Origin of the sequence: Treponema putidum (genome assembly GCF_024401155.1) — a bacterium.
Lineage (GTDB): Bacteria > Spirochaetota > Spirochaetia > Treponematales > Treponemataceae > Treponema_B > Treponema_B putidum.
The window spans coordinates 1,447,708-1,462,390 of the sequence record NZ_CP038804.1 but is presented as its reverse complement, the minus strand read 5'-3'; the positions used below and the strand labels follow the sequence as shown (position 1 = coordinate 1,462,390).

At 35.5% G+C, this 14,683-nt stretch carries 12 protein-coding genes and 1 rRNA gene; 12 read left to right on the top strand and 1 reads right to left on the bottom strand.

From position 1 onward, the window contains the following. Positions 1-76: 76 nt before the first annotated feature. Together rrf and E4N74_RS06880 are read left to right on the top strand one after the other, a co-directional pair. Positions 77-188: ribosomal RNA gene (gene rrf, locus E4N74_RS06885) — 5S ribosomal RNA — on the top strand. Positions 189-290: 102 nt separating this feature from the next. Further along, positions 291-2,864 (top strand): DUF2339 domain-containing protein, encoded by a 2,574-nt coding sequence (locus E4N74_RS06880; protein ID WP_255817099.1) that lies wholly within the window; start codon positions 291-293, stop codon positions 2,862-2,864. Positions 2,865-2,948: 84 nt separating this feature from the next. Here E4N74_RS06880 and E4N74_RS06875 read toward each other — a convergent pair whose 3' ends face one another. Continuing rightward, positions 2,949-4,997, bottom strand: a complete 2,049-nt coding sequence (locus tag E4N74_RS06875) for a prolyl oligopeptidase family serine peptidase (protein ID WP_255817098.1) — start codon at positions 4,995-4,997, stop codon at positions 2,949-2,951. A gap of 344 nt (positions 4,998-5,341) precedes the next feature. Between E4N74_RS06875 and mraZ the strand changes: the two genes are divergently transcribed. From mraZ to E4N74_RS06825, 10 genes are read left to right on the top strand one after another with little or no spacing between them, the layout of a single operon-like run. Then, complete coding sequence (gene mraZ / locus E4N74_RS06870) at positions 5,342-5,776, top strand: division/cell wall cluster transcriptional repressor MraZ (RefSeq protein ID WP_255806594.1); 435 nt, start codon at positions 5,342-5,344, stop codon at positions 5,774-5,776. A gap of 5 nt (positions 5,777-5,781) precedes the next feature. After that, positions 5,782-6,735 (top strand): 16S rRNA (cytosine(1402)-N(4))-methyltransferase RsmH, encoded by a 954-nt coding sequence (rsmH, locus tag E4N74_RS06865; RefSeq protein WP_255804752.1) that lies wholly within the window; start codon positions 5,782-5,784, stop codon positions 6,733-6,735. Beyond that, positions 6,732-7,016 carry a cell division protein FtsL gene (locus E4N74_RS06860; protein WP_044979627.1) on the top strand — a complete coding sequence of 95 codons (285 nt, stop codon included), beginning with the start codon at positions 6,732-6,734 and terminating at the stop codon, positions 7,014-7,016. Before rsmH ends, E4N74_RS06860 begins: the two co-directional genes overlap by 4 nt. Continuing rightward, positions 7,009-8,487 carry a UDP-N-acetylmuramoyl-tripeptide--D-alanyl-D-alanine ligase gene (locus tag E4N74_RS06855; protein WP_255817097.1) on the top strand — a complete coding sequence of 493 codons (1,479 nt, stop codon included), beginning with the start codon at positions 7,009-7,011 and terminating at the stop codon, positions 8,485-8,487. Before E4N74_RS06860 ends, E4N74_RS06855 begins: the two co-directional genes overlap by 8 nt. Then, entirely contained in the window at positions 8,488-9,621 is a 1,134-nt protein-coding gene (gene ftsW, locus E4N74_RS06850) for a putative lipid II flippase FtsW (protein WP_255817096.1), read from the top strand. After that, on the top strand, positions 9,622-10,479 hold the full coding sequence (locus E4N74_RS06845) for a cell division protein FtsQ/DivIB (protein ID WP_044979625.1): 858 nt from the start codon (positions 9,622-9,624) through the stop codon (positions 10,477-10,479). Next, entirely contained in the window at positions 10,472-11,716 is a 1,245-nt protein-coding gene (ftsA, locus tag E4N74_RS06840; RefSeq protein ID WP_044979624.1) for a cell division protein FtsA, read from the top strand. Before E4N74_RS06845 ends, ftsA begins: the two co-directional genes overlap by 8 nt. Positions 11,717-11,741: 25 nt before the next feature. Next, the gene (gene ftsZ, locus E4N74_RS06835; RefSeq protein ID WP_044979623.1) at positions 11,742-13,025 is read left to right on the top strand and encodes a cell division protein FtsZ; all 1,284 of its coding nucleotides are present in this window, start codon (positions 11,742-11,744) and stop codon (positions 13,023-13,025) included. A gap of 22 nt (positions 13,026-13,047) precedes the next feature. After that, positions 13,048-13,962: a site-specific tyrosine recombinase gene (locus tag E4N74_RS06830; protein ID WP_044979622.1), complete on the top strand. Its 915-nt coding sequence runs from the start codon at positions 13,048-13,050 to the stop codon at positions 13,960-13,962. After that, the gene (locus E4N74_RS06825) at positions 13,959-14,681 is read left to right on the top strand and encodes a tetratricopeptide repeat protein (RefSeq protein WP_255804749.1); all 723 of its coding nucleotides are present in this window, start codon (positions 13,959-13,961) and stop codon (positions 14,679-14,681) included. Before E4N74_RS06830 ends, E4N74_RS06825 begins: the two co-directional genes overlap by 4 nt. Positions 14,682-14,683: the final 2 nt, after the last annotated feature.

Genomic DNA, 14,683 nt, shown 5'->3' with positions numbered 1-14,683 from the left:
TTTCTTCATTCTCTTACCTTATTCTTGCACTTAAAACTGAAGATACGGTTTTAAGTCCTTAATTTGTTTTTTATTGCCAGGTGGCCATAGTGGAGAGGTAATACCCGTTCCCATCCCGAACACGGAAGTCAAGCTCTCTTACGCCGATGATACTGCTGATCAAGTGGGAAAGTAGGATGCTGCCTGGCTTTTTTTTATTCCACCACCGGTTTATCGGATTGTCCATTCCTTGATTATTTAACTAAAAAATGTTAGGATGTACCTCTTATGTTCAAAACCGGAGTTAAGTCATGGTATTATTTTTGATTGTTCTAATTTGTCTTATAATTTATATTATTTTTTTTCCTATCAAAAATGCTGTTGAAATAAAAAAACAGAAAGAAGAAATTATTCTTTTAAAAACTAAACTTTCGGATTTGGAATTGAAATTTTCTAATGTTTCTCCAGAGGTTGAGGTGCCTGATATTGCCTATGAAGAGGTTGGGTCTGTGACTGATGAAGCGAAGCCTGAAGTATGGATTAAGGCTGGAGAAGGTTTTAAGAATGAAGAAAATGAAAATTATTCTTTTATTAAAGAATCTGCTACACCTGTAGATAAATCCTGTTCAAGCGAAAGTTCTACAAAAAAAGGAATTAAAGAAAAACATGCTGCTCTTTCTCCCTATTTTAAGAAATTATTTTCAATAGAATCCATTATCAGTAAGCTGGGGATTATCCTTCTTTTGATAGGGGTGGGCTTTATCTTTAAGCTAAGCTATGACAAGGGATATATAACGCAAGAAGTCGCCTTGATTATAGGCGGTTTGATTGGTGCGGCTCTTTGCTTTTTTGGCTTTAGGAGCTCGGCTAAATCGAGGCTTGTGTTAAGTCAGGTTCTATTTGGGGGAGGTATAGCCGTCTTTTATATTACTGCCTACGCAGCCTATTTAAGGTACGGTATTTTAGGGGATTTTTCTGCCTTTATATTTTTAAGCTTGATTACGGCTCTTTCTTACACCCTCTCAATTATGACCACATCTTCATCAATCTCAATAATCGGCTTGCTTGGTTCCCTTATAATACCCTTTGCTGTAGATTTAGGCTTTTTAGGTTTGACAGGCTTCGGGCTCTATGTATTTGCAGTTTCAACCCTTTCATCGGCGGTTTACTTTTTTAAGCGATGGAGGCTTTTGCAGTTTATCTCGCTGATTTCATTTTTAGGAATTTTAACCCGCCTTTTACTTACCACGGCTTTGAATGTCGATGATGCGGTTCTGTTTTTCGGCCTTGTGCTTTTATTGATGGCCGTTCATAGCATTCCGGATCTTTATTTTTATTTAAAAGATGATGAAAAGAAAAGGGATAAAATTCTCTCTCCTGCTTTTGGCGTTTTAAATTTAGGCTTTTCCTTATTTTTAACATATAAACTTTCTGTTTATAAATTTGCGCCTCAAAGCAGCGTCTATCTTATTTTTTCATTTTTTTATGTAGTTTTAGCCTATCTTGCTTTCCGAAAAAAAAGAATGGATAATTTGGGGCTTATTTACCTTGCGGGGGCATTGCTTTCTCTTTATGTAACGGTAGTGGATAGGTTTACATACGATATTCAGCCCGTCCTTATATTAAGTATGGCCTTTTTAGGATTTTGGCTTTTCCGCAAAAAAGAAGAATTAAAAGTTTTTGTTTTGCTTCACCTTCTTTTTGCTGCAGCTTATATAATGGCGATAATTTCACTTGGGCGGGATTTTGACAATCTTATGCCGCTGTTCTTTTTCCTTCAAGGAGCTTTTTATCTTGTTCCGATGGGCTTATCGGTTTTTGTACAAAAAGAAAAATTTAAAAAGGCTTATCAAGGATTTGTTTTTCAAGCCTATATTTTTATATTTTTGATCTTCAGTTTGTATAAACTTGATATGAAGAGGACGGAAATTTTTGCTCAAGGCCTTGTGCTCGTCCTCATAGTTGTTTATAACCTTATGCATCATAAACTTAAAAAAGGATGGTTCTATGAGCGGGCTGTAGATGCGGGAATTTTTATTTTATTTTTATTTTCGTTTGCAGACACTTTAAATTGTTTTTTTAAATGGAACCGCTCTTATTTATATCTTTTCTTTGGAATTGAAGCGGCTCTAAGTTTTACCGTTTACGGTCTTTCTCTAATAAAAGAAAAAACTGAAAATGCCCGATTTTTTTACAGACTTTGCTTTTTTATTTTAATGCTGAAAATTTTGCTCTTCGACTTTTCTATTGCGGCAGAGCAATTTAGATACGGAATTTTACTTTCGGGACTTTTTATTTTAGCCTTGGATAAATTTTATAAAAATAAGCTTAATAAGGATAAGGCAAGTTTAAACGTTGGCCGTATATTTTTGATTACCGTTGCATTTTTTTATTATGGGTTTATTTACAGCCGTATGCCGCATCAGGATGCAATCCTCATTAAAATCTTGAATATAGATGCTATTTCGGTTGTAATAAATATTGTCAATGCCCTTATATTGATTGCTTTTTTTAAGATATTAAAGCTGCCTCAAATTCTTTACTTTGCAGTTATAAGTATTATCTTTGTTTTCTTGAGTTTTGTAGATATTTATCTCCCCGTAAAAAATGGAGGTATCTTAACCCTTCTTTGGGCTTTTTATTCCATAGCTTCATTTGTTTATTATTTACGGAAGGGAAGGGCTAAGATGGTTTATATTTCGCTTGGGCTGATAATATTTGTTGCGGCAAAGCTGATTATTGTTGACTTAAATACTTTGAATATTTTATCGAAGGTTATCACTTCTTTGGTGTTTGGAGTTGCTCTTCTTTTATTGAGCTATGCAATTCAGCCCATGTTAAAAAAGTTTGGAAAAGTTGAAATTGGAAAAACCGAAGAAAAGTAGAGAGCCTTTAAAAAAGATTTAAAGGCTCTCTTGGCCGATTTAGTAAAATCGGTTTAGTAAACCTGTTTAATAAAACCGATTTGGTTAAACCGTTTGATTAAATATAAAGGCGTAGATATCGGCCGTTTCTTCTATTATTTTTGCAGTGGGTTTGCCTGCTCCGTGGCCTGCTTTTTCGGTTATACGGATGAGGATCGGGTTTTTTCCCTTGTAAGTGTCGTGCAAGGCTTGAGCATACTTAAAGGAGTGTGCAGGAACAACTCTGTCGTCATGGTCACCGGTACATATCATAATGGAAGGATAGTTTATCCCTTCTTTTACGTTATGGAGGGGCGAGTAGGCATAAAGATATTCAAACATCTCCTTACTGTCCTCGCTGCTTCCGTATTCATCAACCCAAGCCCAACCTATGGTAAAATGCTGGTAGCGGAGCATATCCAAAACTCCAACCTGAGGGATTGCAACGGCAAAAAGATCTGGGCGTTGGTTTGTTACGGCTCCTATTAAAAGGCCTCCGTTTGAGCCTCCTTGAATTGCAAGTTTTTTATTTGAGGTATATTTGTGCTCTATCAAATATTCCCCTGCTGCAATAAAATCGTCGAAAACATTTTGTTTTTTCATCTTTTTTCCGGCTGAGTGCCATGCTTCTCCGTATTCAAGACCGCCGCGTAAATTTACACAGGCGAAAATGCCTCCTTTTTCCAAAAAGGCCATTCTGGCTGCAGAAAAGGCTGGCGGAAGGGAAATAGCAAAGCCTCCGTACCCATACAGAATCGTTGGGTTATTTCCGTCGAGTTTAATATCTTTTTTTGAAACAATGTGCATAGGAATCTTTGTTCCGTCCTTGCTCTTAAAAAAGACTTGTTCGCATTTAAATTCTTCCGTGTCGATTGGAATTGCAGGAACAAAAAAATCGGTTAAAGTATTTGTTTTTATATCATATCGTATGATTTTGTTGGGAGTTGTATAAGAGGTAAAATTGAAAAATAAAGAGTCTTCATTTTTTCGTGTTCCTGAAAAGGTGATGCTTCCATTTGCAGGCAGATTTATTTTTGTGCTGTTTTTTCCGTCAAGATCACTGATAAAGGCTTCATCCTGAACATCCCGCAAGTAAACCGTAAGGATTTTCCCGCCGCAAAGGGCTGCACTTGATAAAAGACAGTCTTTTTGCGGTATTACTTCTTCGATGGCTGCTTCACTTATATTGTTTAAAGATGTCTTTACAATTCGGTAAAATGGGGCTTCTTTATTGGTTGATAAATATAAAAAGCCCTTTTCCGTTTCAAGAGGGTATATACTGTCATTAAAATTTTTATTGTATTGTTTAAAACAGTGTGAAGATTTGGGGATCCCTTCGCTTAGATCCGCAACAAAAAGCATGTTGCCCTCACTTCCGGCTTCAAAAGCCGTGATAAGGAGGGTTTTCTCATCTTCAGTTGTGTTTGCAGTAAAAGAACGCAAGGGATGATCCTTGTCCTCAAAGATAAGGATATCTTCATTTTCGCTTGTGCCAAGTTTATGATACTTGAGTTTTTGAAACTCATTTTTTTCGGTTAAAGCCTTTCCCTTATCAGGAGCATCATAGAAGCTGTAAAAAAAGCCGTCCTTATACCATGCTATATTGGAAAATTTTACCCAATGTATGTGCTCTTCGGTATCGGTCTTTTTTTCGGAATCAAAGACGAAGATTTCTTCCCAGTCGGAGCCGCTTCCTGAGACGGAATAGGCCATGTATTTTCCATCCTTAGAAAAAGCTATGTTTTTTAAAGCTGTAGTTCCGTCCGAACTTAGCTTATTCGGATCAAAAAAGAGCTCGGGATTGTTTTCCGATTTTTCGCTTCCTTTTTGACGGTACATGATACTTTGATTTTGTAAGCCTTCCGTTCTAAAAAAGTAGTAAAAATTTCCGGCCTTAAAAAGTCCTGAGCGTTTTTCATAATCCCAAATTTCCTCAAGGCGTTTTTTTAGCTCTCCTCTTAAGGAGATTTTGGATAAAAAGTCTTCGGTTTTTTTGTTTTCTTCTTTTACCCAGTCTATGACTTCAGGGGCATTATCATCTTCAAGCCATCGGTACGGATCAGGAACGATAGTTCCAAAATAATTATCATAAACATCGGATTTTTTGTATTGCATCAGCTTCTCCTATAAAAACTTTTTGTAGGAAGCTTCAGCTTCCGAAAAAAGTTTTTTCAAGCGGTTTGTTTACAAACCGCATATAATAATGCGACGTTTTGTACCTTTGGTACAAAACTCGGCAGATAAACAGCGAGGCACCATTTGTGGCGAACTGTTTATCACACCTCCTATAAAATATCGATAAATAATAGAAGAAAGTTCGTTTTTATTCAAGTAGTTTAAAAAATATTAAAAAATCGAAAAAAAATACACTTTTTTTAGATAACCCGCTTGACATTCTAAATTTTTATGATAAAATGGGTGTAGGTGGGAGAAAGTAGTAAAAAGTGGGTAATTTTGCAATGACCGGAGAATATAAGAATACTCTTGATGAAAAAGGAAGGATTATGTTTCCGGCTAAAATCCGTGCAGAATTACCCGACTCAAATTTAGTTATTACAAGAGGTGTAGATAACTGTCTTTGGATTTTTACTGCAGATAAATGGAAAAAGTTTTCGGATGAAATTATGAAGAAAACTTCTTTATTCAAAGCTCAATCTTTGTTGGTTATGAGGCGGTTAATTGCCCCTGCACAAGAAATTGAGATTGACAAAAACGGCCGTATATCTATTCCCCAGAGTCTGCGCGAGTGTGCAGGTCTCGAAAAAGACTGCATTGTTTTAGGTCTCGGTAAATGCTGTGAATTGTGGGATCTAAAGCAATATGAAAAATATTTAAAGGAGAGTGAGCCGGATTTTTCTGAAGCCGCAGAAGCTTTAGGGGAAATAGGTTTTTAGGTTTTATGCAGCCAGTTCACAGATCGGTATTGCTTGAAGAATGTCTTGAATTATTAAAACCGAATGTTTCTGATAATCTTTTTGTAGACGGAACATTGGGCGAAGGAGGGCATACTGAAGCTTTTTTAAAAAGATATCCTCAACTGAAGGTGATAGGTGTTGATGCCGATGCTTCTATTCAAGAGCGTGCAAAAGAAAGATTAAAGGTTTTTGGAGATCGTGTGAACTTTCACTTAGGCTGGTCAGATGGATTTTTTAAAAACTATCCTAAAGACTTTGTTCCTCCCAATTTAATTCTTTTGGATTTGGGTATATCTATGTTTCACTATGTAAAATCGGGAAGGGGGTTTTCTTTTTCTTCTGACGAACCATTGGATATGAGACTTAATCCTGAGCTTAGTGTAAGTGCCGCCGATATTGTCAATTCTTATAATGAAAAAGATTTGGCGGATTTGATTTTTAATTACGGCGAAGAACGTTATTCAAGGAAAATAGCTTCCCGTATAGTTGAACAAAGATCCGTGACTGCTTTTAGTAATGCAAAAGAATTGGCTGATTGTATTTATAAGGCGGTTCCTCAAAACTACAGACATGGGAAAATTCATCCTGCGACAAAAACTTTTCAAGCTCTTAGAATTGCAGTGAATGGAGAACTGGATAGACTTCCTCGTCTTTTGGAGGCGGCTTTTTCGGTTTTGGCTCCTAATGGACGGTTTGGAGTTATTACCTTTCATTCTCTTGAAGATAGAATTGTAAAGTTCTATTTTAAAGAACTTGGAAAAAACTGTACCTGTCCTGAAAATGTGCCGATATGTAAGTGCGGGGGCAGGCCTAAAGCTGAAATTTTAACAAAAAAAGCCGTTAAGGCTTCGGATGAAGAAATAAGATTGAATCCTCCCTCGCGAAGTGCCCGTCTTAGGGTTTTACGAAAAATTGATTATAGGGAGATTCAAAAATGAAAAAAATATTTGCAATCGTTTTAACTTTACTAATTCCTCTTTTATTGTTTTTGATTGTTTTGCAATCATCAAGATATGTAAGTGTTGAGAGGGAGTTGGCGGATTATAATAAAGAACAGGCTAGAATTGTAGAAGAAAATAAAAATAAAATTTCAGGAATTTCAATTTTATCAAAACCGGAGCGTATAGAAAAAATTGCCGTTGAAGAATTAAAAATGCGAAAGGCTTTGTCGGGCGAGATTTTGAGGGTTTCAATTTCAAAGGAGAATAAGGATGGATAAAGAAAACTGCAAAACAAATTTAGAATATCCTCTTATGACCTTTGAAGAACTGCTACGAAGTACGGAGGGTAAACTTGTTTTTTTATCTTTACCGTCGAAAAGTTTTTCTTCTGTAGCGATAGACAGCCGTAAGGTAAAAAATAATTCTCTTTTTATTCCTTTACGAGGTGAAAATCAGGATGGACATATTTATATAGAGTCTGCGTTAAAAAAGGGGAGTAAATTTTTTGTTGTTGATTTTGAACATCTTAAAAAAAATGAAAACAATCTTATCTCTCTTTGTAAAGAGTATGGAGCTTCTTGTCTTGCCGTAAAAAATAATTTAAAAGCTTTGCAGGATGCTGCCGGTTATTATCTGAAAAAATTTCCGAATTTATATAAAATCGGTATAACGGGATCGAGCGGAAAAACTACTACAAAAGAAATTTTAGCTTCAATATATTCTCAAAAATATAATACTATTTGGACAAAGGGCAATTTGAATTCAGAAACGGGTTTACCTCTTTCGATTTTTGATGTCCGTCCCGAACATGAAGCCGGCATATTTGAGCTCGGTATGAATCGTAGGGGTGAGATAGCTGAAATAACAAAAGTTCTTTTACCAAACGCAGCTATAATTACAAATATAGGAACCGCCCATATCGGTATTCTCGGCACAAAGCAGGCAATTGCTGAGGAAAAAAAAGAAATTTTTTCATGCTTTAATGATGATGCCTTAGGCTTTATTCCGGAATGTGAATTTACCGATTTTTTAAAAGATGTTTTGCATGGTTCGATTTTTACGGTTTCGGATAATGATTCTTCATTAGTTCAAAAGGTTGAAGATGCCGGAGTGATGGGGTCAAAAATTTTTTATAGAGGAGAAGAAATTTTATTTCCATTACCCGGAGTTTATAATGTAAAAAATGCTCTTTTATGTATAGCCTTATCGGAAAAAAAAGGATTTTCAGCTAAGGAAATAAAATCGGGTTTAGAAGCTGTGCGGCCTTTGTTTGGTAGATCTCAAGTGCTGCACGGCTTTGTAACCTATTTTTTAGATTGTTATAATGCAAATCCCGACTCAATGGAAAGTGCAATCAGGTTTTGTAATTCTTTAAACATCGAGTCAAAAAAACACTATGTTTTGGGTTCAATGCTTGAGCTTGGAAAGGAGTCTGAAATTCAACACAAAAAAATTATAGAGGAAGCATTAAAATCAAATGCCGATAGTTTATATTTTTTTGGAGATGATATTTGTTCCGCCTATAAGGCTGCCTGTAAGGCTGTCTGTAAGGCTGTCTGTAAGGCCGCCTATGAAAATACAAGATTTGATAGCTCAAAGAAAATATATTTGTTTAAGACGGATGAATTCGATTCTTTAAAAACAAATCTTAAAATGAATTTATGTAAGGATGATTTTGTTTTATTAAAAGGTTCAAGATCTATGGCTCTTGAAAGACTGGAACCTGTTTTAAAAGAAGGGGAGTTTTAAATGGTAAAACATATTATTGCAAAAAAAAATATTCGTTCCGAAAAATATGATTTTGTGTTTGCTATGTCCGTTCTTCTTTTATTTGGAGTTGGTTTTGCAACATTATATTCAGGATCTATTTATTACGCTCAACGTATTTTTGATAATCATCTTTATTTTGTAACTAAACAGATAAAACATTTTATATTAGGTATTATCGCAATGACGTTTTTTCTCTTTGCCGATTTTTCTATGATAAGAAAAATATTGCCTGCTATAATGTTTGTAACTTTAATTTTTTGTTTATTACCGTTTGTTCCGGGTATTGGAGAAGAGAGAAACGGAGCTTTAAGATGGGTTAATATCGCCGGTTTTATATTTCAACCTTCGGAACTTCTTAAACTTTCTTTGATTTTATTTTTAGCTAATTTTTTTGATAAGAAAAAAGGAAATTATGATCAGCCTTTAATTTCAGTAATTACACCTTTTATTATAATGTCCTTCTTTGCTTTATTAGTATATTTGGGAAATGATTTTTTCGGATCAATATTTATTTTATTGATTGGTGTACTTATGTTTTTTATAGCAGGAGTTCCTCTTTTATGGTTTGTAAAAGCTATAGTGTCGTTTAGTCCGCTCGTGATTTTAATGATTGTTACAAAGGAATATAGAATGGAACGGATTCTTTCTTTTTTAGATCCCTCACGGAATCCTTTAGATTCTGGTTTTCAAATACAAGCCTCTCTTAATGCTTTAACCAGCGGCGGTTTTTGGGGGCAGGGTTTAGGTAACGGTATTCGAAAAATTGCAAGTGTACCTGAAATATATTCCGATTTTATTTTTGTTGTATGGGCGGAAGAAATGGGATTTATCGGCGTTATTTTTTATATTGCACTGCTTGCGTTTTTTGCATTTTTTGGTTATCGCATAGCATTCGGTTGTAAAAACAGATTCGGGGCTTATGTATCTTTCGGAGCTGTAAGTTGTATTATAATTCAGTCTCTTGTGAATTGTGCTGTTGTTTCAAGACTGCTTCCTGCTACAGGCATACCTCTTCCGTTTTTTTCATCCGGAGGATCTTCATTGGTAGTTACATTTTGTTTATGCGGTTTGGTTTTAAATGCATCCGGCTATGTGAAAAAAAAGGAGAAATAAATGGCGGATATTTTATATAATTGGAATAAAGATGAATATTTGAGTGATGCGTTTTTTAAAGATGAAAAAGCCGCATCTCAAAAAAAATCTAAATTTAAACCTATTATAATTAAAATTTTTATTATTACACTTGTTTTAACTTTAATAGGTGAAGCGGTATTTTATGCCGTTATTTTGCCTTATAATTCCATAGCTGTCATAAATGTATCAGGTTGTTTGGATATTAGTTCCATCGAAGTAAAAAAACTTGCGGGTATAGATAATAATACCAAATGGCTTAGTATAAATTCATCTGAAATTTCCAGACGATTAGTGTCATATCCCGGAATATCATCTGCCACAGTAGAAAAAAAATTTCCTGATAAAGTTTCGATTAAGATAGTTGAGAGAAAAGCTGTTGCCGTAGCTTTTACTGAAGTTAACGGAAAGACTGTTCCAATGGAGATTGACGGATGCGGAGTCGTTTTTAGAATAGGTTCTCCTATACTTCAAACGAATTTACCGATTGTTACGGGACTAACTTTTAAAAATCCGCGTGAAGGTATGCAAATTAATGAAAAACTCTCTCAGCTTTTTGTTCAACTTGATATTCTACAAAAAAAATATCCGGTTTTAGTAAATGAAATTTCAGAAATAAAAATTCAACCTAAAAAATACGGAGGATATGATTTGGTTATTTACCCGTTGAAAAGCCGATTATCTGTAATAACGGATAAATTTTTGACGGATGAATCTTTACGGTACATGATGCTTATTCTTGATGTTGTAAAAGATATAAATTTAGAGAAAGATATTATTGGAATTGATTTACGGGGAGCTAATGCCGTTTATATAAAAAGAGAGGCTGAGTATGAGTGATGATATAATTGTAGGGTTGGATATAGGCTCTAAAAATATTAGGGCTGTTGTTGCCGAAAAAAATGCAGAAGGCCATTTACAAATTACGGGTATCGGAATAAGCGAGTCTACAGGTATGCGTAAGGGAATAGTTACAAATATAGAAAATACTGTCCAGGGAATAAATAAGGCGGTAGATGAGGCTGAGGTAATGTCGGGTGTGGATATTTCTCAATGTACCGTGGGATTAGGAGGAGTTCATATAGAGGGTATAAATTCTAAAGGCGTTTTTCCTATAAGAGATAAGGGTAAAAACAATAAAGAGATTGATCGAACGGATATAGAAGCTGTAATTAACTCGGCGAAAACTTTTGAGCTTCCTATGGATAGACAAATAATTCATGTTATTCCTTATTCTTATAGTGTGGATAAACAACATGGAATTAAAGATCCTTTGAACATGATAGGTATCAGACTTGAAGCGGAAGTGCATGTAATTACAGGTGCCGTTACGCCTATAAAGCATATACCTAATTGTGTTTTAAGATCCAATTTAAATATTGACGGCTTAATGTATAACGGATTGGCTGATGTAAGAGCTGTAATGACAACCGATGAGCAAGAACTTGGTTCAATTCTAATAGATATTGGAGCAGAGACCACCGATATAGTTGTTATGCAAAATGGAGGTCCTATAATTACATATTCTTTACCTGTAGGAGGAGTGCAGGTTACAAATGATCTTGCAATTGTAAAAAATATTCCGTTTGATATGGCAGAGAAAATAAAAATTTCAAGCGGTTGCTGTTGGATGCCGTTTGTGGAATCCGACGAACAAGTTTTGCTGCCTTCTTTTGGAGGCAGAGGGCCTGAAGAAATATATAGAAGTGAAATATGCGAAATATTGCAGGCACGTATGGCTGAAATTTTCGTAATGGTAAAAAACAAGGTGGACAGTATGCTGCATGGTATTCATCTTGGAGGCTCCGTTGTTATATGCGGCGGAGGCGCATTGTTAAACGGCACTACAGAGTTAGCAGATGAAATTTTTGGAATGCAGTCTGCCAGATTGGGAATCCCTTCAACTATAGGAGGTCTTGTCGGCGAGTATAGAAGCCCTGAATTTGCTACAGTGTTGGGATTAATATTACATAGATTCGATGATCAAAATAAGATTGGTCGGATTTCAAGTTCCAGAAAAGAAAATTCGGGACTTGTTTTTTCAAAATTAAAAGATTTTATAAAAGAATTATTTTAAAATTGCATACGGGAGGGTTATTGGTATGTTATATGAAATTGTAGAAGATAAGGTTAATACCGAACAAATTGGAGCAGGGTCTCCGGCTGTAATTAAAGTTATAGGTGCCGGTGGAGGCGGATCAAATGCCGTTAACAGAATGTTGTCAAGCAATATGAGATATGTTGACTTTATAGTTGCAAACACTGATCTTCAAGCTTTAAGTCATTCAAATGCTCCGCTAAAATTGCCCATAGGAACAAAAATTACCAAGGGTTTGGGTTCCGGAGGTGATCCTGAAATAGGCGAGCAGGCTGCTATTGAAGACCGAGAGGCTATAGCAAATGCAATAAAGGATGCCGATATGCTTTTTATTACTGCCGGAATGGGCGGAGGCACGGGAACCGGTTCGGCTCCGATTATTGCAGAAATTGCAAAAGAACAGGGGATTTTAACTGTAGCCGTCGTTACAAAGCCTTTTGCATTTGAGGGCCGAAAAAGAATGAGTCTTGCTGAAGAAGGAATAAAAAAATTAAAGGAATCGGTTGATACTGTAATTACTATTCCCAATCAACACCTTTTAAAAATGGTAGAACCTTCCACTCCCGTTGTAGAGGCATTTAAAAAAGCTGATGATGTATTACGTCAAGCCGTTCAAGGTATTTCCGATTTGATTTATCAACATGGAGAAGTTAATGTTGATTTAGCTGACGTTAAATCAGTAATGAAGGCTCAAGGGAATGCTCATATGGGCGTAGGCGTAGGTGAAGGACAAAATAGAGCCGTGGATGCTGCAACAAATGCAATAAACAATCCCCTTTTGGAAGAAGCTAGAGTTGAAGGTGCTCAAAATATTTTGGTAAATATTTGTGGTGATGAGAAGCTGAGCATGCATGAAATACAGGAGATAATGGAAATTATAACGGCAAGTGCCGATCCCGATGCAGCTATATTTTTTGGGGCAACTATTGATCCGTCAGTAGGCAATAAAGTTGTTGTTACATTGATCGCAACCGGCTTTAGGCCTAATGATACATTTTTGATGGATGAATTGAATGTTAATGTAAAATCTTCCCGTGAAAAAGAAGAAGCCTCGTCATTAAACGATAATTCTTTTATGACATCTACCGAATGGAATATATTAAATAAAACTAAGGCGCCAAGTCTTTCCGGTTTAGGATTAAGAAATAGAACCGAAGCTCCTTTAGAAAAGCAATATGAAGGTGTTTATGCTTCAGAAAAAAAACCTTCATTTAGTTCAATTGTTCCTCCCGTAGAAAGTGATTTGGATACTCCTGCATATTACAGAAATCAAAGTGCATTAAGATGATTTATTAAAGGAGGAAAATAAACTGACAAAAATACAGCTAAGGGCTTTTTACGGATTTTTAATTTCAGCGGAATCTCATTCCAAGGCAACAGCTCAAACGTATATTAACACTTTACAATTATTCCAAGAGCATATGTCCGTCGCTCTAATTGAAAATGCAACTGAAGCCGACTGTATTGATTTTATTTTGTATAGATCCGAATCCGGGATTATGGCTAAAACCATTGCTAAGGATATTGCAGCTCTTAATTCCTTTTTTAGATTTTTGATTATCGAAGGAGTTAGAAAAGATAATCCGAGTGAGAGTATCGAAAGACCTAAAAGAGAAAAAACTTTACCCAGAGTTTTATCTCCGGATGAAGTAGACAGTCTTTTTGCTGCAATTCCTTTGAATTCTCCCAATAACATCAGAGATAGGGCATTGTTTGAGTTGATTTATTCGGCAGGACTTAGAGTCAGCGAAATTGTTAATTTAAAGCTGGAAGATATTTTTTATGATGAAGACTTAATTAAGGTTACCGGAAAAGGAAATAAAGAAAGGATAGTTCCTTTTGGAAGTGCTGCAAAGTACTGGCTTAAAAAATATATACTTGAAGCCCGTACCGAGCTATTAAAACCTAAGCATTCTGAAAACACTTTTAATTCAGGTTCCGTGTTTTTAAATAATCACGGTTCTGTTTTAACCAGAAAAGGAATTTGGAAAAGAATAAATGAACTTTCAAATTTTTCCGGTATTGAAACAAAGGTTCATACTTTAAGGCATTCTTATGCTACGCATTTACTTGCCGGAGGAGCGGATTTAAGATCCGTACAATGTCTTTTGGGGCATTCAGATATTTCTACGACTCAAATTTATACGCACATTGAGGATAAGTCTTTGCAGATGTATCATAATAAATTCTTTGATACTAAAGAATTAGAAAGAGGTATAAAATGAAAAAATATTTTTGCGCTGTCATAATTATTTTGTTGTTGGCTTTTATATTGGGAAGCTGTAATAAGGTTACAAGTCTTCGCCGTCTTCAAGAGTTGGAAGAGGGTGTAAGCAACCCTAATACAGAAGCTGAATTAAAGGATGCTATAAGAAAATATGAAAAAAGAGTTGATGATATAATTATTGCAGAAGGACGCATAGGTATTTGGTATAAAATACTCGGGTCAAGATATATGGATCAAAAAATGTATAAGAAAGCATTACAGGCCTTTCAATCTGCATTGGAATATTATCCGGAGAATCAAAATTTATTTTATCAAACCGGACTTGCTGCGAGTTTAACGGCAAAAAATTCTTTAGATTTTGAATTAACCGGAACCGATATTGAGAAAAAAAGATATTTTGCTCTTGCAGTTTCTGCTCACACTCGTGCGCTTGAAATAGATCCTAAACATTCCAAGGCTGCTTATGCGTTGTCGGTATTGTATATATTTGAATTAAATAGACCTGCGGATGCGATTCCCGTTTTGGAAAAAATTGCAGAGTGGGAAAAGAAGCCTATAGATCATTTATTTTTACTTGGGACTGCTTATTATATGACAGGTGAAAATGAAAAAGCTATTGCCGTTTATGAACGCATAATAGAAATTTCAAGCAGTGCAGAAAAAAAAGCAAAGGCCGAAAGCAATATTAGGGAGATTAGGAGTTCTGGAGGAAGATAAAA

Excerpts from the sequence above, each read along its gene's own strand:
- mraZ (WP_255806594.1), top strand. The coding sequence starts at position 5,342 with ATGACCGGAGAATATAAGAATACTCTTGATGAAAAAGGAAGGATTATG.
- rsmH (WP_255804752.1), top strand. The coding sequence starts at position 5,782 with ATGCAGCCAGTTCACAGATCGGTATTGCTTGAAGAATGTCTTGAATTA.
- ftsA (WP_044979624.1), top strand. The coding sequence starts at position 10,472 with ATGAGTGATGATATAATTGTAGGGTTGGATATAGGCTCTAAAAATATT.
- ftsW (WP_255817096.1), top strand. The coding sequence starts at position 8,488 with ATGGTAAAACATATTATTGCAAAAAAAAATATTCGTTCCGAAAAATAT.
- E4N74_RS06860 (WP_044979627.1), top strand. The coding sequence starts at position 6,732 with ATGAAAAAAATATTTGCAATCGTTTTAACTTTACTAATTCCTCTTTTA.
- E4N74_RS06875 (WP_255817098.1), bottom strand. The coding sequence starts at position 4,997 with ATGCAATACAAAAAATCCGATGTTTATGATAATTATTTTGGAACTATC.
- E4N74_RS06880 (WP_255817099.1), top strand. The coding sequence starts at position 291 with ATGGTATTATTTTTGATTGTTCTAATTTGTCTTATAATTTATATTATT.
- E4N74_RS06825 (WP_255804749.1), top strand. The coding sequence starts at position 13,959 with ATGAAAAAATATTTTTGCGCTGTCATAATTATTTTGTTGTTGGCTTTT.
- E4N74_RS06855 (WP_255817097.1), top strand. The coding sequence starts at position 7,009 with ATGGATAAAGAAAACTGCAAAACAAATTTAGAATATCCTCTTATGACC.
- E4N74_RS06845 (WP_044979625.1), top strand. The coding sequence starts at position 9,622 with ATGGCGGATATTTTATATAATTGGAATAAAGATGAATATTTGAGTGAT.
- ftsZ (WP_044979623.1), top strand. The coding sequence starts at position 11,742 with ATGTTATATGAAATTGTAGAAGATAAGGTTAATACCGAACAAATTGGA.